The sequence below is a fragment of the Streptomyces sp. NPDC088725 genome (assembly GCF_044751305.1).
In the GTDB taxonomy this organism is placed as follows: Bacteria; Actinomycetota; Actinomycetes; order Streptomycetales; family Streptomycetaceae; genus Streptomyces.
Window position 1 is genome coordinate 263,634 of sequence record NZ_JBIVLO010000002.1, and the last position, 17,000, is coordinate 280,633.

The 17,000-nt window shown below is 70.5% G+C and carries 15 protein-coding genes; 4 read left to right on the top strand and 11 right to left on the bottom strand.

The features are described 5' to 3' along the window. Nucleotides 1-11 precede the first annotated feature (11 nt). A complete protein-coding gene (locus ACIP6N_RS05075) occupies nt 12-827 on the top strand; it encodes a DsbA family protein (protein ID WP_401812975.1) in 816 nt (271 codons plus the stop codon). 116 nt (nt 828-943) lie between these two features. Here the strand turns inward: ACIP6N_RS05075 and ACIP6N_RS05080 are convergent, their stop codons facing one another. Beyond that, nucleotides 944-1,513, bottom strand: coding sequence for a dienelactone hydrolase family protein (locus ACIP6N_RS05080; protein ID WP_401812977.1), 570 nt, complete (start codon nt 1,511-1,513; stop codon nt 944-946). A 44-nt stretch (nt 1,514-1,557) separates the two neighbouring features. Here ACIP6N_RS05080 and ACIP6N_RS05085 point away from each other — a divergent pair, with 44 nt between their 5' ends. Then, nucleotides 1,558-2,766 carry a mechanosensitive ion channel family protein gene (locus ACIP6N_RS05085; RefSeq protein ID WP_401812978.1) on the top strand — a complete coding sequence of 403 codons (1,209 nt, stop codon included), beginning with the start codon at nt 1,558-1,560 and terminating at the stop codon, nt 2,764-2,766. Between the two features lie 100 nt (nt 2,767-2,866). On the opposite strand, the gene ACIP6N_RS05090 is transcribed toward ACIP6N_RS05085, so the two are convergent. After that, complete coding sequence (locus ACIP6N_RS05090) at nt 2,867-3,562, bottom strand: SDR family NAD(P)-dependent oxidoreductase (protein WP_401812979.1); 696 nt, start codon at nt 3,560-3,562, stop codon at nt 2,867-2,869. A gap of 102 nt (nt 3,563-3,664) precedes the next feature. On the opposite strand from ACIP6N_RS05090, the gene ACIP6N_RS05095 reads away from it, so the two are divergent. Next, the gene (locus tag ACIP6N_RS05095) at nt 3,665-4,534 is read left to right on the top strand and encodes a helix-turn-helix transcriptional regulator (protein ID WP_401812981.1); all 870 of its coding nucleotides are present in this window, start codon (nt 3,665-3,667) and stop codon (nt 4,532-4,534) included. 65 nt (nt 4,535-4,599) lie between these two features. Here the strand turns inward: ACIP6N_RS05095 and ACIP6N_RS05100 are convergent, their stop codons facing one another. The 5 genes from ACIP6N_RS05100 to ACIP6N_RS05120 all read right to left on the bottom strand — a co-directional run bounded on the left by ACIP6N_RS05100 (nt 4,600) and on the right by ACIP6N_RS05120 (nt 9,227). Beyond that, on the bottom strand, nt 4,600-6,186 hold the full coding sequence (locus ACIP6N_RS05100; protein ID WP_401812983.1) for a Na+/H+ antiporter: 1,587 nt from the start codon (nt 6,184-6,186) through the stop codon (nt 4,600-4,602). Nucleotides 6,187-6,337: 151 nt separating this feature from the next. After that, entirely contained in the window at nt 6,338-6,823 is a 486-nt protein-coding gene (locus tag ACIP6N_RS05105) for a GNAT family N-acetyltransferase (RefSeq protein WP_401812984.1), read from the bottom strand. Next, nucleotides 6,820-7,761, bottom strand: a complete 942-nt coding sequence (locus ACIP6N_RS05110; RefSeq protein ID WP_401812986.1) for an RluA family pseudouridine synthase — start codon at nt 7,759-7,761, stop codon at nt 6,820-6,822. The genes ACIP6N_RS05105 and ACIP6N_RS05110 overlap by 4 nt, the downstream gene beginning before the upstream one ends. Nucleotides 7,762-7,872: 111 nt before the next feature. Next, the gene (gene lspA / locus ACIP6N_RS05115) at nt 7,873-8,433 is read right to left on the bottom strand and encodes a signal peptidase II (protein WP_401812988.1); all 561 of its coding nucleotides are present in this window, start codon (nt 8,431-8,433) and stop codon (nt 7,873-7,875) included. A 71-nt stretch (nt 8,434-8,504) separates the two neighbouring features. Beyond that, entirely contained in the window at nt 8,505-9,227 is a 723-nt protein-coding gene (locus ACIP6N_RS05120) for a TraR/DksA family transcriptional regulator (RefSeq protein ID WP_401812990.1), read from the bottom strand. Between the two features lie 591 nt (nt 9,228-9,818). On the opposite strand from ACIP6N_RS05120, the gene ileS reads away from it, so the two are divergent. Further along, on the top strand, nt 9,819-12,971 hold the full coding sequence (ileS, locus tag ACIP6N_RS05125) for an isoleucine--tRNA ligase (protein ID WP_401813496.1): 3,153 nt from the start codon (nt 9,819-9,821) through the stop codon (nt 12,969-12,971). An 854-nt stretch (nt 12,972-13,825) separates the two neighbouring features. On the opposite strand, the gene ACIP6N_RS05130 is transcribed toward ileS, so the two are convergent. From ACIP6N_RS05130 to ACIP6N_RS05145, 4 genes are all read right to left on the bottom strand, one after another. Next, a complete protein-coding gene (locus ACIP6N_RS05130; RefSeq protein WP_401812991.1) occupies nt 13,826-15,130 on the bottom strand; it encodes a DivIVA domain-containing protein in 1,305 nt (434 codons plus the stop codon). Nucleotides 15,131-15,179: 49 nt separating this feature from the next. Further along, nucleotides 15,180-15,476, bottom strand: a complete 297-nt coding sequence (locus tag ACIP6N_RS05135) for a YggT family protein (RefSeq protein WP_401812992.1) — start codon at nt 15,474-15,476, stop codon at nt 15,180-15,182. A 69-nt stretch (nt 15,477-15,545) separates the two neighbouring features. Next, entirely contained in the window at nt 15,546-16,154 is a 609-nt protein-coding gene (locus ACIP6N_RS05140; RefSeq protein WP_401812994.1) for a cell division protein SepF, read from the bottom strand. A gap of 124 nt (nt 16,155-16,278) precedes the next feature. Further along, nucleotides 16,279-16,998: a YggS family pyridoxal phosphate-dependent enzyme gene (locus tag ACIP6N_RS05145; RefSeq protein ID WP_401812996.1), complete on the bottom strand. Its 720-nt coding sequence runs from the start codon at nt 16,996-16,998 to the stop codon at nt 16,279-16,281. Nucleotides 16,999-17,000 lie beyond the last annotated feature (2 nt).

The following is a 17,000-nucleotide window of genomic DNA, read 5'->3' on the forward strand; positions in this document are numbered from 1 at the left end:
GTGATTTCCCCATGAGCACACGCAACAGCCAGTCCAACAAAGCCGCGGCCCGCGAGCGGCTGCGCGAGGAGCGCGAGCGCGACGTACGGAAGGCCAAGGTCCGCCGGCAGTTCACCGTCGCGGGAGCGGCCGTCGTGGTCCTCGCGATAGCCGGCGGTGTGAGCTACGCCGTCGTCCAGTCCAACAAGCCCTCCGAGTGGCAGGCGGCGAAGGACGCGACGACCGTCGTGGCGCCGAAGAACACCTCGGGACAGGACGGCACGACCGTGATCATCGGCAAGGCGAGCGCCAAGAAGACGCTGGTCGAGTACGAGGACTCGCGCTGCCCGGTCTGCGCCCAGTTCGAGCAGACGGTCGGCCCCACGGTCCAGAAGGACCTCGACGCCGGCACGTTCAAGCTCCAGTACGTCGGCGCCACGTTCCTCGACAACTCCGACAACGGCTCGGGCTCGAAGAACGCCCTCTCCGCGCTGGGCGCCGCGCTCAACGTGAGCCCCGAGGCGTTCCTCCAGTACAAGTCCGCGCTCTACTCGGCGCAGTTCCACCCCGAGGAGAGCGCCGACAAGTTCGCCAAGGACGATTACCTCTTCAAGGTGGCCGACTCGGTGCCCGCGCTCAAGGGCAACGCCGCGTTCCAGAAGGCCGTCAAGGACGGTACGTACGACGCCTGGGCCATGAAGATGTCCGCCGCCTTCGACAAGAGCGGCGTCCAGGGCACCCCCACGTTCAAGATGGACGGCAAGACACTCACCGCGCAGGGCAGCGAGAACCCGCCCATGACGGTGGCCGAGTTCAGCTCCGCGCTGAGCACGGCGCTGAAGGGTTAGCCCCCAGCACTCCCTGCTCGTCGCCGAACTGCCCCCGCGCGTGGTCCACGCGCGGGGGCAGTTCACGTTTTGCGCGAGCCGGGCTCAGAGCAAGCCGGGCTCACAACGGGTCGGGCTCAGAGCGAGTCGATGAAGGCGAGCCCGGTCCGCCAGGTCTGCTCGGCGGCCGACGCGTCGTAGTCCGGCAGCTCCGGGTCGGTGTAGAGATGCCCGGCCCCCTGGTAGCCGTAGACCTCCACGTCCGCGCCCACCTGCCCCATCCGCAGATACCAGGCGCTGAGCCAGTCGTGCGACTCGAAGGGGTCGGGGTCCGCCACGTGGAGCTGCACGGGCAGCTCGTCCACGGACGCGTTCTCCGCGATGTCGGACGTCCCGTGCATCAGCAGCAGCCCGCGCGCCTTCGCGTCGCCCAGCGCCAGGGTCTGCGCGATGGAGCCGCCGATCGAGAAGCCCGCGTACACCAGACCGCGCTCGGAGTGGGGCGCGGCGGCCAGGATCGCGCGGCGCAGCAGTTCGTCCTTGCCGATCTTGTCCTTGAGCGCGACGCCCTCCTCCACGCTGTCGGCGGTTTGTCCGTCGAAGAGGTCGGGAACGTGCACGTGGTGCCCGGCGGCGCGCAGCCGGTCCGCGCCCGCGTGCACGGCCGGGCGCAGACCGTACATCGAGTGGAAGAGGATGATGTCCATCCCGCCATTTTGCCAGCCGTAGCCACCCGATGATCGAGGGAGCCATGGAGAACGTACTGCGCCCAGTGTCCGTGTTCGGCGGTTCTGTGCTACTGACGCTGCTGCTCGTCTGGGGCGTCGACATCCTGCTGCGCCGCGCGGACGGCCGCCACCACGAGACCCCGCTGTGGGGACTGCTGCGCCGCTGCCGGCTGCCGCTCCAGGTGGTTCTGCTCACGGCGCTGCTGCGCGGGTCCTTCCGCGCGGTCGACTGGCCGTTCCTGGAGAACCACGAGGTCACGATCGGCCGGGTGCTCTCCCTGATCCTGATCGCGGCCGGCGCCTGGCTGGTGATCCGGATGGTGTCCGCCGCAGTGGAGTCGTCGTTCGCGCGCTACGCGAACACGACCCGCGACGCCGCCCGGGTACGCCGGGTCCGTACACAGGTGACGCTGATGATGCGGATCGTCACCGCGGTCGTCGTGGTCGTGGCCGTCGCCGCGATCCTGCTCACCTTCCCCGACATGCGCACGCTCGGCACGTCGATGCTGGCCTCGGCGGGCATCATCGGCATCGTGGCCGGTGTGGCCGCGCAGTCCACGCTCGGCAACCTCTTCGCCGGCTTCCAGATCGCCTTCGGCGACATGGTGCGTATCGGCGACACGGTCGTGGTGGACGGCGAGTGGGGTGTCGTCGAGGAGGTCACGCTGACCTTCCTCGCCGTACGGACCTGGGACGAGCGGCGCATCACGATGCCGGTGTCGTACTTCACCGGCAAGCCCTTCGAGAACTGGTCGCGCGGTGGCGTCCAGATGACCGGATCCGTCTTCTTCCAGCTGGATCACGCGGCGCCGGTCGGGCTGATGCGCGAGAAGCTGCACGCGATCCTGCTGGAGTGCTCGGCCTGGGACGGCCGCGACTGGAGCCTGGCCGTCACGGACAGCACACCGACCTCGATGGAGGTACGCGCGGTCGTCACGGCGAAGGACGCCGACGACCTCTGGACGGTGCGGTGCACCGTGCGCGAGCAGGTGATCGGCTGGCTGGCGCGGGAGCACGCGTACGCGCTGCCGCGCGTCTCGACGGCCCCGGCACCCACGTCGGGTCCGGACGGCGGCGAACAGAGCGCCCCGCCCGCCCTGACCCCGCCCCGGGTCCCGGAGGCCCGGGACGGCGAGGACGAGAGTGACGGTGACGGTGTGAGCGGGGCCGCGGGGCCTGTCGAGGAGTCCCGCGAGAACGAGAGGCTCCGCACCGGGCGCGGCCGGTCGTAGCCCTTGATCAGGACTTTCGGAGCGCGGCCCGCTCCTCACCAGGCGGCCTCCTCACCAGGCGGCCTCCTCACCGGCCGACCTCGTCACCCGGCGGTCTCCCTCACCAGGCAACAGGGCCGAACCGGTCGATGAAGCGGCCGGTGCCCGCGCCGGGACTCTCCGTCGCGAGGGTGACGATCGCGTCGGTCCCCTCGGTCACGGTCTGGGTGCCGCTGTGGCCGTTGAGGTCGGTGGCGGTGTAACCGGGGTCCGCGGCGTTCACGCGGACATCCGGCAGCGCCTTCGCGTACTGGGTGGTGAGCATCGTCACCGCGGCCTTGGACGCGGTGTACAGCGGCGAGACGACCCGCGACTCGACCCGCTCCGGGTCGTGCGTGAGGGCCTGCGACCCCATACCGCTGCTGACGTTGATCACGGCCGGGTTCGGCGAGGTGCGCAGCAGGGGCAGGAACGCCGTCGTGACGCGGACGATGCTGACCACATTGGTCTGGAAGACCTCGCCGGCCTCGGCCGCGGTGAGTTCGCCGGCGGGAGCGGCGCTTCCCAGGACCCCGGCGTTGTTGATCAGGGTGTCGATACGGCCTTCGCGGCTCCGGATGTCGGCGGCTGCCGAGGCGACGGAGGCGTCGTCGGTGACGTCGATCCGGACGAAGCGGGCGCCGATCCGGTCGGCGGACGCCTGACCGCGTTCGGGGTCACGAGCGCCGAGAATCACGGTCTGGCCCAGTTCGGCGAGGCGGCGGGCGGTCTCGTGGCCGAGACCCTTGTTGGCTCCGGTGATGAAGGTAATAGTCATGAATCCACTGTCACCGCGTCCCGTGCCGACAGCCAGAGATGGCTCTTCGGTAGGAAAAGCAGTACCACCCCCGGACGCGGTGTCCGGCGCACACTGGATCGCATGACCACAGACGAGACGGGCCTCGGAGTAACGATCCGCTCCTGGCGCGACCGGCTCACCCCGGCGGCCGTCGGACTGCCCACGGGCCGGACACGCCGGGCCGCAGGACTGCGCCGCGAGGAACTGGCCGAGCTGGCCGGGGTGTCGGTCGACTACGTCGTACGTCTGGAGCAGGGCCGGTCCACCACCCCGTCGCCGCAGGTCGCCGGCGCGCTCGCCCGGGCGCTGCGGCTGAACCGCGAAGAGCGCGACCACCTCTACCGGCTGGCCGGTCTGCGCCCGCCCGACGACCGCCTGATCAGCGATCACATCCCGCCCGGCATGCGGCGCGTCCTCCAGGGGCTCGGCGACGCCCCGGCGGGCGTGTTCGCCGCGGACTGGCGACTGCTGTGGTGGAACGCCGGCTGGGCGGCGCTCCTCGGCGACCCCGCGACGATCGCGCCGGACGAGCGGAGCCTCGTACGCTCACGCTTCCCGACCCCGGCGGGCCCCGGGTGCGTCTCCCTGTGGCGCGTCGTGCCGGAGAACCTTGACGCCTCCGACCGCGCGATCGTCGCCGACCTCCGCCAGGCGTCCGCGCGGTACCCCGCCGACCCGCGGCTGACGGAGCTGATCCGCCGCACGCTGGAAGGGAATGCACGGTTCGCCGCGCTGTGGCACGCGGGTGCCGTCGGCACGCACGCCGAGGACCGCAAGACCGTCCACCACCCCACGGCCGGTGAGATCACCGTCAACTGCGACGTACTCGCCAACAGCGACGCCGACCTCAAGATCGTCATCTACACCACGGAACCCGGCAGCGAGGACGAGACCAGGCTCGGCCTCGCGCGGGCGGCGGGTGTCACCGAGGTCTCCTCGGAGGCCGTCTGACGACTGCGCGCGGGCCCGAGGCGTTTTCGATCCTCAACCTCAGGTGGAGCCTGCCGGTTGCCGGGTCAGTGCATGCTGCGGACGTCCAGGTGCCGCAGCACCCGGTCGACCACCTCCGGGTCCGAGCCGGCCTCGTTGCGGGCCGACAGGACCTCGTGGCGGGCCGCCGACATCATTTCCCGCTGGATGCGCTGGAGGGTCTTGATCCGTTCCGTCCGCTTGGCGAACCAGTCGCGCCGCTCCTCGTCCACCACGAACGGGCTGATCCGCGCCCCGATGTCGAAGGCCCCGCGCGTCAGCCGCTCGCTGATCTCGTCCGGCAGGTCCTCGACGTCCTCGATCTCCTTGAGCCTGCGCCGCGCCGCCTTGGCCGCGCGGACCGCGAGCGAGTGTTCCAGATCCCGTTCCGCGCCCGCGTCCGCCCGCACACCGAGCTTGCGCACCAGCCAGGGCAGCGTGAGTCCCTGGAAGACCAGGGTGGTGATGATGACCGCGAAGGCGATGAAGATGATCTCCTCGCGGCCGGGGAAGGCCTCTCCGCTGTCGGTTTCGAGCGGGATGGCCAGCACCAGCGCGACCGAGGCCACCCCGCGCATCCCGGCCCACCACATCACCACGGTCTCGCGCCAGCTGACCGGGATCTCCTCCTCGATGTCGCGCAGCCTGTGCATCTTCTTGGCGAGCCAGGTGGCGGGGAGCAGATACAGCAGGCGTACGCCGACGACGACCACCACGACGGCCGCGCCCCAGCCGATCATCTCGTCGAGCCGGCCGCCGGCCGAGCCGAAGGCGTTGTGGAGTTCAAGGCCGATGAGGCCGAAGGCGACACCGGTGACGAGCATGTCGACGATCTCCCAGAAGGCGTTGCCCGCGAGCCGTCCCATGACGTCGTCCGCGTCCGCGGTGTGCTCGGCGAGGAAGAGCGCCGTGGTGAGGACCGCGAGCACGCCGGAGCCGTGCAGTTCCTCCGCGAGTACGTAGCTGACGAACGGGACCAGCAGGGTCAGGCCGATCTGCAGGGTCGCGTCCCCGAGCCGGGTCATCAGCTTGTTGGTGACCCAGCCGAGCGCGAGGCCTATCGCCACGGCCACCACCGCGGACAGCACGAGCTGTCCGGCCGCGTGCGGCCAGGAGAACGTTCCGCTGACGACCGCGGCGATCGCCACGTGGTAGAGCACGATCGCCGTGACGTCGTTGAACAGCCCCTCGCCCTCCAGGATCGACACCAGCCGGCGCGGCAGCCCGAGCGCGCCCGCGACGGCGGTCGCCGCCACCGGGTCGGGCGGGGCGACGAGCGCTCCGAGGGCGACGGCGGCGGCGATCGGCAGTCCGGGGACGACGGAGTTGGCGACGGCGGCGACCGCGGCGGTCGTCACGAAGACCAGCGCGACCGCGAGCAGGAAGATGGGACGGCGGTTGGCCGCGAACTGCCGCCACGAGGTGCGCTGCACGGCGGCGTAGAGCAGCGGGGGCAGCAGCAGCGGGAGGATGAACTCCGGCGGCACCTCGACGTTCGGTACGAACGGCAGCAGCGCGAGCACGATGCCCAGGAGCGTCATCAGCACCGGCGAGGGCAGTCCGAGCCGTGTCCCGAGCGGGACTGTGACCACTGCTCCCAACAACAGCGCGATCAGCAGTGCCAACTGGTCCACGGTGAGCCCTCCCGCGATCGAAACGTCGGCGGTCAGACAGGCCGGACGCCGGTGATCAAGGACTCAAGACTGCCACGCGGCCTTCCGGGGGCCACACAGCGCCCCTCGGCTCAACTGGTATCAATACGGCTCAGAGCGCCGCGCCCACGACTCAGAGCGCCCGCCGCATGGACCTGTGCTCGATCCCCGCGTCCAGGAACTCCGGCCCGTACGCGTCGTATCCGAGCCGCTCGTAGAAGCCCAGGGCGTGGGTCTGCGCGTGCAGGTCCACCGCCAGGAGCCCCGCCTCGCGGGCCGCTTCCTCGATGGCCCTGACCAGCGCGGCTCCGAGGCCCTGGCCGCGTGCCTCCTTGCTGACCGCGAGCCGCCCCAGCGCGCCGACGGTCGGGTCGCCGCCGGTCCTGTCCGCCGCTTCCGGTCCGTACAGCAGCCGGCCCGTGCCCAGGGGCAGGCCGTCGTCACGGACGGCGAGCACCTGGATCGCCGTCTCGTCGCGGCCGTCGTACTCCAGGTCCTCGGGCACCCGCTGTTCGACGACGAAGACCTCCTTGCGGACCGCGAAGCACGCCTCGCGGTCGGCCAGGTCCGCCACCACCCGGATCCGGTATCCGGGCCCGCCGGTCACTGCCGTGCTCATCCGTTGCTCTCCGCCCTCACGGTGTCCAGCGCGCCCTGCAGGTCGGCCGGGTACTCGCTGGAGAACTCCACCCAGCGGCCGTCCGACGGGTGTTCGAAGCCGAGGCGCATCGCGTGCAGCCACTGCCGGGTCAGGCCGAGGCGCTTGGCGAGGGTCGGGTCGGCGCCGTACGTCAGGTCACCCACACAGGGGTGGCGGTGGGCCGACATGTGCACCCGGATCTGGTGCGTACGGCCCGTCTCCAGCTTGATGTCCAGCAGCGACGCGGACCGGAACGCCTCGATCAGGTCGTAGTGGGTCACCGACGGTTTGCCCTCGGCGGTGACGGCCCACTTGTAGTCGTGGTTGGGATGACGGCCGATCGGGGCGTCGATGGTCCCGCTCATCGGGTCCGGGTGTCCCTGCACGAGCGCGTGGTAGCGCTTGTCGACGACCCGCTCCTTGAACTGCGCCTTGAGCAGGGTGTACGCGCGCTCCGACTTGGCCACGACCATCAGCCCGGACGTACCGACGTCGAGCCGGTGCACGATGCCCTGGCGCTCCGCGGCGCCGGAGGTCGAGATGCGGTAGCCGGCGGCGGCGAGACCGCCGATGACAGTGGTTCCGGTCCAGCCGGGGCTGGGGTGCGCGGCCACACCGACCGGCTTGACGATCACCACGATGTCGTCGTCGTCGTGGACGATCTCCATGCCCTCGACATGTTCGGCCACGACCTGTACGGGCACGGCGGCCGGAGGCATCTCGACCTCGAGCCAGGCCCCGCCGTTCACCCGCTCCGACTTCCCGACGACGGCGCCGTCGACCTGGACCTTCCCGGAGGCGGCGAGGTCCGCCGCCTTCGTACGGGAGAAGCCGAACATACGGGCGATGGCGGCGTCGACACGCTCGCCCTCCAGGCCGTCGGGCACGGGCAGCGTTCTGATCTCGGGAAAGCTCACCTGTCGAGTATGCCTTGTCGGTCCGGTGGACCGGTCCGCGTCCGTCCTCACGGGGACGGACGCGGAGCGGCGGAGACCAGTACGGCGGTCCTCACGGAACGGTGTGCCCGGTCAGTCCTTGTGGACCGTTCCGTCCGGGTCGAGACCGCGGAAGGACAGCAGGACGATGAGCACACCGCCGCAGCAGATCGCGGAGTCCGCGAGGTTGAACACCGCGAAGTGCGCCGGCGCGATGAAGTCGACCACAGCGCCCTGGAAGGCTCCCGGGGACCGGAAGATCCTGTCCGTGAGGTTGCCGAGCGCACCGCCGAGGAGCAGGCCGAGCGCGATCGCCCAGGGCAGGCTGTACAGCTTGCGCGCCAGCCGGGCGATCACCACGATCACGCTCGCCGCGATGATGGTGAAGATGACCGTGAAGGCCTCGCCGATGCCGAAGGCCGCCCCGGCGTTCCTGATCACCTCGAACTGCAGCGCGTCCCCGATGATCCGGATGGACTGCCGGTGCTCCAGCTGGGCCACCACGAGCAGCTTGCTGCCGAGGTCCAGCAGGTACGCCAGGACGGCGACGACGAAGAGCGCGGCGATCTTGCGCTTACCCTTGGGCCGCTCGGCGGGAGCCGCGGCCTCGCCGTCGACATCCGGCGTACCGATGATGCGTTCCGCCTCTGCCACGTGAGTCCCTCAACCTAGGTGCCTGACTGAGGACGAGAGTACGGCACACCCCCGTGCCGCGGGCCGTGACCTCAGCCTCGGCGTTCCTGTTTCTGCTTGTCCTCGACACAGAGCGTGGCCCGCGGGAACGCCTGCATACGGGCCTTGCCGATGGGCTTGCCGCAGATCTCGCAGAGTCCGTACGTACCGGCGTCCAGGCGGTGCAGCGCCCGCTCGGTCTGTTCCAGCACCTCCCTCGCGCTGGCCGAGAGCGCCATCTCGTGCTCCCGCGTGATGTTCTTCGTACCGGTGTCCGCGTCGTCGTCGCCCGCGCCGTCACCGGAGTCCCGCATCAGGCCGGCCAGCGCCTGCTCCGACGAGGCGATCTCGGCCGTCAGCCTGGCGACCTCGCCCTCCAGCTCGGCGCGTGCCTCCGCGACCTCCTCCGGGGTCCAGGGGTCCTCGCCGGGACGGACCGCCAGCTCTCCCGGCGATGTCCCGGCGGTGACGGCCGCACCCGCGTCCTCGGTTCCGCCGCCTGTGGTTGTCTTCGCTCCCACGGTCTTCGCTCCCACCGTTCTGGTTCCCGTCTGTTCCGCGGCCTGCGCCGCCCCCTCGGCCGCCGCAGCGGCCTTCTTCGCAGCTGGCTTGCTCGCCGGCGCCTTCTTCGCAGCCGCCTTCTTCGCCGGTGCGGGTGTATCGGGTGTTGCCGGCGCGTCCTCGGGCGCCCCGGATTTCGCCGTGGTCCTGGCGGCGCTCTTCGCCGCGGAGGTGTCCGCGGTCGTTTTCTTCGCGGCGGACTTCTTCGCCACCATGGCCGCGGCCCCTTCACATTTTGTGATCTTGCGCGCGAATCGTGCTGGGACGATAAATCGACATCAGCCCCGCAGCAACGGGGCACGCCGCCGTGTGGCCCTCCCGCACCGTGCGACAAGGCGGGCCAACAAGCGTTGTGCCCAGCTCCCCGCCCGGTAATCCGCCGCGCGGGCGCCGCAGGAAGCCACCGGGGACCCGCGGTGAGGCGCGGGCAGCACGATCACCCTTCGGGTCACGGGACTCGGCCGTACGGCGGCGGCCGGAAAACCGGTCGGCCGCGCGCGGTACAGGCCCGTACACTGGGCGCAGCGAGAGGCGTGGATGGGGACGAGTAGCCCCGTGAGCGGCCATGAGCGACCCGGGGACGGTGAGAGCCCGGGGGCAAGCGCGGAGCGAAGGATCACCCCGGAGCCGCCGGAAGAAAGCACCGGTGCACGCCGGCGTGAGTAGAACCGGCAGCGCGACCCCAATGAGGGGGCCGCGGGCGGAGTGCCGCCCGGGGCCAAGAAGGGTGGTACCGCGGGGGCCCAGCTCTCGTCCCTTCGACGGAGATGCCGCAGTTCCGCCGGAGGAAGCCGCCCATGACACCCGTGACACCGCCCCAGTACCACCAGGTGCCCGCCCAGGTCGACCTGCCCGCCCTCGAGCACGCCGTGCTCGACTTCTGGCGCGAGGCCAAGGTCTTCGACAAGACGCTCGCCCAGTCCGAGGGCCGTCCCGAGTGGGTCTTCTACGAGGGCCCGCCGACCGCGAACGGCATGCCGGGCGCCCACCACATCGAGGCCCGCGTCTTCAAGGACGTCTTCCCGCGCTTTCGCACCATGCGCGGTTACCACGTCGCGCGGAAGGCCGGCTGGGACTGCCACGGCCTGCCCGTCGAGCTGGCTGTCGAGAAGGAACTCGGCTTCACCGGCAAGAAGGACATCGAGGCGTACGGCATCGCCGCGTTCAACGCCAAGTGCCGCGAGTCGGTGACCAGGCACACGGACGCCTTCGCCGAGCTGACGACCCGCATGGGCTACTGGACCGATCTGGACAACGCGTACCGGACGATGGATCCGCAGTACGTCGACTCCGTCTGGTGGTCGCTGAAGGAGATCTTCGGCAAGGGCCTGCTCGTCCAGGACCACCGCGTGGCGCCCTGGTGCCCGCGCGACGAGACCGGCCTCTCGGACCACGAGCTGGCCCAGGGGTACGAGACGATCGTCGACCCCTCGGTCTTCGTGCGCTTCCCGCTGACCTCGGGCCCGCTCGCGGGCGAGGCGGCGCTGCTGGTGTGGACGACGACCCCCTGGACGCTGGTCTCCAACACCGCCGTCGCCACGCACCCGGACGTCCGCTACGTCGTCGCGACGAACGGCGAGGAGAAGCTCGTCGTCGCGGAGCCGCTGCTGGAGAAGGCGCTCGGCGAGGGCTGGGAGCCGACCGGCGCGTCGTTCACCGGCCGCGAGATGGAGCGCTGGACGTACGAACGCCCCTTCGCGCTCATCGACTTCCCCGAGGACGCCCCCGCGCACTACGTGGTCAACGCGGAGTACGTGACCACGGAGGACGGTACGGGCCTGGTCCACCAGTCCCCCGCCTTCGGTGAGGACGACCTCAGGGTGTGCCGCGCGTACGGCCTGCCCGTCGTCAACCCGGTGCGCCCCAATGGCACGTTCGAGGAGGACGTCCCGCTGGTCGGCGGCGTCTTCTTCAAGAAGGCCGACGAGGCGCTGACGGAGGATCTGCGGGAGCGCGGGCTGCTGTTCCGTCATGTCCCTTACGAGCACAGTTACCCGCACTGCTGGCGCTGCCACACCGCGCTCCTCTACTACGCGCAGCCGTCCTGGTACATCCGTACGACGGCCGTCAAGGACCGGCTGATCGAGGAGAACGAGGGGACCAACTGGTTCCCGGACTCGGTCAAGCACGGCCGGTTCGGCGACTGGCTGAACAACAACGTCGACTGGGCGCTGTCCCGCAACCGCTACTGGGGCACCCCGCTGCCCATCTGGCGCTGCGAGGACAACCACCTGACGTGCGTGGGCTCGCGCGCCGAGCTGACCGAACTGACCGGCACGGACCAGTCGTCGCTGGACCCGCACCGCCCCTACATCGACGAGGTCACCTTCGGCTGCCCGACCTGCGGGCAGACCGCGACGCGCGTGCCCGAGGTCATCGACGCCTGGTACGACTCGGGTTCGATGCCGTTCGCGCAGTGGGGCTACCCGTACCAGAACAAGGATCTCTTCGAGAAGCGCTATCCGGCGCAGTTCATCTCGGAGGCGATCGACCAGACGCGCGGCTGGTTCTACACGCTGATGGCCGTCGGCACGCTGGTCTTCGACAAGTCGAGCTACGAGAACGTCGTGTGCCTGGGCCACATCCTGGCCGAGGACGGCAGGAAGATGTCCAAGCACCTGGGCAACATCCTCCAGCCGATCCCGCTGATGGACCAGCACGGCGCGGACGCGGTGCGCTGGTTCATGGCGGCCGGCGGGTCGCCGTGGGCGGCGCGGCGGGTCGGGCACGGCACGATCCAGGAGGTCGTGCGCAAGACCCTGCTGACGTACTGGAACACGGTCGCCTTCCAGGCGCTGTACGCCCGTACGTCGGCCTGGGCCCCCAGCGAGGCCGACCCGGCGCCCGCCGACCGGCCGCTGCTCGACCGCTGGCTGCTGAGCGAACTGCACGCGCTGGTCGACCAGTCGACGCAGGCGATGGAGGCGTACGACACCCAGCGCGCCGGCAAGCTGCTCTCGGCGTTCGTCGACGACCTGTCCAACTGGTACGTGCGCCGCTCCCGCCGCCGCTTCTGGCAGGGCGACAAGGCGGCGCTGCGCACGCTGCACGAGGTGGTCGAGACCGTCACGCGGCTGATGGCCCCGCTGACACCGTTCATCACGGAGCGGGTCTGGCAGGACATGGTCGTACCGGTGACGGCGGACGCCCCGGAGTCGGTGCACCTGTCGACCTGGCCCGAGGCCGACCTGTCGGCCATCGACCCGACGCTCTCCCAGCAGATGCTGCTGGTACGGCGATTGGTGGAGCTGGGCCGCGCGACGCGCGCCGAGTCGGGTGTGAAGACCCGCCAGCCGCTGTCGCGCGCCCTGATCGCGGCGACGGGCTTCGAGGCGCTGTCGCCCGAGCTGCGCGCGCAGATCACCGAGGAGCTGAACGTCGAGGCGCTGGCGACGCTCTCGGAGGTCGGCGGCTCGCTGGTCGACACGACGGCGAAGGCCAACTTCCGCGCGCTGGGCAAGCGTTTCGGCAAGGGTGTGCAGGCGGTGGCCAAGGCGGTCGCGGAAGCGGACGCGGCGGCGCTGTCCGCCGCGCTGCGCGACGGCAAGGCGTCGGTCACCGTGGACGGTGAGACGGTCTCGCTGGCCCCCGACGAGGTGATCATCACAGAAACGCCGCGCGAGGGCTGGTCGGTCGCCTCCGACTCGGGCGCGACGGTCGCGCTGGACCTGGAGATCACCCCGGAACTGCGCCTGGCGGGCCTCGCGCGCGACGCGATCCGGCTGATCCAGGAGGCCCGCAAGAACAGCGGCCTGGACGTGGCGGACCGTATCGCGGTGCGCTGGACGTCGACGGACGCGACCACGTCGGACGCGCTGCGGGAGCACGCGGCGCTGATCGCGGACGAGGTCCTGGCCACGGACTTCGCCACGACGGACCCGGCCGCCGAACACCCCGGGTTCGGAACCCCGTTCACGGACGAGGGCCTGGCCCTCGAGTTCCGCCTCCGCAAGGCATAACGCCCCACGTCCGCGGCCCGGCCCCTTCGCCACGCGAGGGGGCCGGGCCGCTCGCTTCGGTCGGCCCCGCAGAGGGGAAGGACCGCCACGGGCCACCCACCGGACATCAGAAGTTCCACGGCGCTTCACGCGGACGAAGCCCAACAGATCGGGCCGGGCCCGCAGTCCGTCCCGCCCGCGCAGCGCAGCGGAGCCACGCGCACCGACCGGGACAGAGGCCCGAGGCCGCACGGCGCTTCACGCGGACGAAGCCCACGACCCGGTGCCGGACCACAACCCGCCCCACACACGCCAGGCGCGCCCGGCGCTTCTCGGGCTGAGGAAGCCCGTCGGCCCCGGTCCGGGCCAGCAACCCGCCCCGCCCGCGCGGCGCGTCAGGAACGGGAGCCCGGGGCCCGCTCCCGGTTTCGGGAAAGGGCGGGGAGAGGACAGGCGGGGAGGGGACAGCCCCGCGCAGCGGAACCCGCGCACCGCCACCGGGACGGAAACCCGAGGGCCCGCAGCACACATCCCGCGGGCAGAGTTCGGCTACCAGCCTCAAGGGACCTGGGACAGAGCCCCGAAGTCCGAGCCCCGACGCGGCGATGAGCGGAAGCCGGAGGGCGGGCCACTTGCTGCGGGCGAAGCCAGTCGCCCCGGTCCCGGACCACGAGCCCGCCCAGCCCGCGCAGTGCGGCGCCTCCAGGGGCCATGGCCCACGCCGCCGATTTCGGGAAAGGGCGGGGAGGGGGACAGCCCCGCGCAGCGGAACCGACGCACCCCCACCGCACGCAAAGAACCGGGCCCGGGGTTCGAAACCCCGGGCCCGGCCCTTGGACTGCCGACTGCTGCGCGCTCTTACACGCGCAGACCCGTCAGTTGTCGTCCTCGTCGATCAGGAAGCCGCGCATCGGCGAAGGCGCCTGCTGCATCGGCTGCGGAGCCTGCGGCCTCACCGGCGCCATCGGCTGGGTCATCGCCGGTGACATCTGCTGCTGCGCGCCGTACGACGGTCCCGCCGAAGGTCCGCCGTGGTTGCCCATCGGGTTGCCCATGGACGGGTTGCCCCCCATGGTGTGACCACCCATCCCGCCCGCGCCGGCCGGAGCCATCGAGGGCGACGGCGGCAGGGAGGCGGCGGAGGGGCTGCGCGGCGGCGCCAGGGAGTCGTCGGCCTGGGTCTCCAGCTGACGGAGCTGGCTCTCCAGGTAGGACTTCAGCCGCGTGCGGTACTCGCGCTCGAAGCCGCGCAGGTCCTCGACCTTGCGCTCGAGCGTCGCGCGCGCCGACTCCAGCGAGCCCATCGCCACGCGGTGCTTCTCCTGCGCGTCCCGCTCCAGGGCGTCCGCCTTGGCCCGGGCGTCGCGCTCCAGACCCTCGGCGCGGCTGCGTGCCTCACCGACGATCTTGTTCGCTTCGGAACGTGCCTCGGCGATCGCCTGGTCCGCGGTCTGCTGCGCCAGCGAGAGCACCCGGGCGGCGCTGTCGCCGCCGGGGCCCTGACCGGGCTGCGGCATCTGCGGGCCATGACCGCCCATGGGGCCGCCCATCGGTCCACCGAGGGGACCGCCCTGCATGGGACCGCCCTGGCCCATCGGACCACCCTGCATCGGGCCGCCCTGCTGCTGCTGTTGCTGCTGCTGGCCCATCGGACCACCCTGCATGGGACCGCCCTGGCCCATGGGGCCACCCTGCATCGGGCCGCCCTGCATGGGACCGTGCTGACCCTGCGGACCGGGGCCGTGCTGACCCTGCGGTCCCGGACCGTGCTGACCCTGCGGACCCGGGCCGTGCTGGCCCTGCGGTCCCTGACCGTGCTGACCCTGCTGGCCGTGGCCGCTCGGGCCCGCCGGAAGCTGCGGAGCGCCACCGGGCAGCTGGGGCGGACCCATCTGCGGGGGCTGCTGCTGCTGAGGCGGTCCGGATATGGCCGCGGGCACGGGACCCTGACGGTCCTGCTGCTCGGGCGGCTTGCGCATACCCTGCTGCTGCTGGTTCTGCGCGGCGGCACGCGTGGCGGCGGCCAGCTTGGCGCGCAGGTCCTCGTTCTCGCGGAGCAGGCGCGTCAGTTCGGCCTCGACCTCGTCGAGAAAGGCATCGACCTCGTCCTCGTCATAGCCTTCTCGGAGGCGGACGGTCGTGAACTGCTTGTTCCGCACGTCCTCGGGGGTCAACGGCATCTCTTCTTCACCTCTACGTAGTCGTCGGCAGTCGGCAAGACCGTATCGTTCACACGCTGCTCGCAAAGTGGCTCACGATGCTGATCAGGATGTAGACGATGATCATCAGAACGAAGAAGGACAGGTCGAGTGCCACGCCCCCGAGACGCAACGGCGGGATGAACCGCCGAAGAAGCTTGAGCGGTGGATCGGTGACAGTGTAGGTGGCCTCAAGAACGACCACCATCGCCTTCCCAGGTTGCCATGAACGGGCGAACTGGAAGACGTAGTCCATGACCAGCCGGAAAATCAGCACGATGAGGAAGCACACCAGCACGATGTAGACCACCTGTAGTGCTACGCCCATCCCGCGCTTCCCTCTCCCCTGGATCTCTCTGCTCCGGCCTCACGGCCGGGTCGTTCTGTTGTCGTGTTCTCAGCTTTGGTTGAAGAATCCGCCTTCTGCGATGCGAGCCTTGTCCTCCGCCGTGACATCGACGTTAGCAGGCGACAACAGGAACACCTTCTGCGTCACGCGCTCAATGCTGCCATGGAGACCGAAGACGAGTCCTGCGGCAAAGTCGACAAGTCGCTTCGCGTCGGTGTCGTCCATCTCGGTCAAGTTCATGATCACCGGAGTGCCTTCGCGGAAGTGTTCCCCGATGGTACGGGCCTCGTTGTAGGTCCGCGGGTGCAGCGTGGTGATGCGATAAGGCTCCCGCTCGGACACGACCTTAGGCATGATCACTGGTGCGTTCTTCTCCAGGCTCGGGCGTTCAGGTGTGATGGATGCCACGGGGGCGATTCGCGCCGGACGTCCGCTTTCTGCCGTTAGTGACACCGCCTCCCGCTCGCGCTGCGCGGGTGGTTGGACCATGCGCACCGGTTCTTCCCGCTCCTGGTGCGCGGGCTGGTGGCGCCGGTGTTCCCGCTCGGGTTCGGGCTCGGGTTCGAAGTCGTCATCGGGGTCAAAACCCCGGCCGTCGTACCCATCGTCCTCCACGAGGCCGAGGTAGACCGCCATCTTGCGCATCGCGCCGGCCATGCTCTGAGTCCTCCGCTCTGTGGTGGATCGGCCTCGTCACCAAGTGCCCGCGATCCACTCGGTCAGCCCGTCTCTCGGCGGAAATGACCATATTTTCTGCTGTGGTCCGACTTGCTTCGCGACGTTACCCGAGCCTGGGTCGGTCTCCGAGTACCGCCGTACCGACGCGTACATGTGTCGCTCCGGCCGTCACTGCTTCCTCGAGGTCCGCACTCATCCCTGCTGACACCATGTTCGCAGCCGGATGGTCCGCGCGCAGGCGGGATGAGAATTCCAATAGCCGCTCGAACGCCGCCTGTTGCCGCCCCGCGTACGGCCCGGCCAGCGGCGCCACGGTCATCAGACCACCGAGTCGCAGCCCCGGTGCGCCGGCCACCCGGGCGGCCAACTCCTCGATCCCGTCCGGCGCCACGCCGCCCCGCGCCCCGCGTTCGCCGGACTCGGCGTCGAGCGCGACCTGGACCAGACAGTTGAGTTCGCGCTCCGCGCTCTCCGCGGCCGCGGAGAGGGCGGAGACCAGCTTGGGCCGGTCGACAGATTGCACGACATGGGCGTAACTGACCACAGAACGCACCTTGTTCGTCTGCAATTGCCCCACGAAGTGCCACGTCAGTGACAAATCCGCGCATGCGGCGGCCTTCGGCGCCGCGTCCTGGTCGCGGTTCTCGGCGACGTGCCGCACCCCCAGTTCATGAAGGAGGCGTACATCACTCGCCGGGTAGGTCTTGGTGACCACGATCAGGGTCAGGTCCTCCCGCTCGCGGCCGGCCGCGGCGCAGGCGGAAGTGATGCGGCTCTCGACCGTGGCGAGATTCCGGGCGAGTTGGTCCCTGCGGTCCGTCATGC

Coding starts and splice junctions, on each gene's coding strand:
- ACIP6N_RS05075 (WP_401812975.1), top strand. CDS start 12: ATGAGCACACGCAACAGCCAGTCCAACAAAGCCGCGGCCCGCGAGCGG.
- ACIP6N_RS05080 (WP_401812977.1), bottom strand. CDS start 1,513: ATGGACATCATCCTCTTCCACTCGATGTACGGTCTGCGCCCGGCCGTG.
- ACIP6N_RS05085 (WP_401812978.1), top strand. CDS start 1,558: ATGGAGAACGTACTGCGCCCAGTGTCCGTGTTCGGCGGTTCTGTGCTA.
- ACIP6N_RS05090 (WP_401812979.1), bottom strand. CDS start 3,562: ATGACTATTACCTTCATCACCGGAGCCAACAAGGGTCTCGGCCACGAG.
- ACIP6N_RS05095 (WP_401812981.1), top strand. CDS start 3,665: ATGACCACAGACGAGACGGGCCTCGGAGTAACGATCCGCTCCTGGCGC.
- ACIP6N_RS05105 (WP_401812984.1), bottom strand. CDS start 6,823: ATGAGCACGGCAGTGACCGGCGGGCCCGGATACCGGATCCGGGTGGTG.
- ACIP6N_RS05120 (WP_401812990.1), bottom strand. CDS start 9,227: ATGGTGGCGAAGAAGTCCGCCGCGAAGAAAACGACCGCGGACACCTCC.
- ACIP6N_RS05130 (WP_401812991.1), bottom strand. CDS start 15,130: ATGCCGTTGACCCCCGAGGACGTGCGGAACAAGCAGTTCACGACCGTC.
- ACIP6N_RS05135 (WP_401812992.1), bottom strand. CDS start 15,476: ATGGGCGTAGCACTACAGGTGGTCTACATCGTGCTGGTGTGCTTCCTC.
- ACIP6N_RS05140 (WP_401812994.1), bottom strand. CDS start 16,154: ATGGCCGGCGCGATGCGCAAGATGGCGGTCTACCTCGGCCTCGTGGAG.
- ACIP6N_RS05145 (WP_401812996.1), bottom strand. CDS start 16,998: ATGACGGACCGCAGGGACCAACTCGCCCGGAATCTCGCCACGGTCGAG.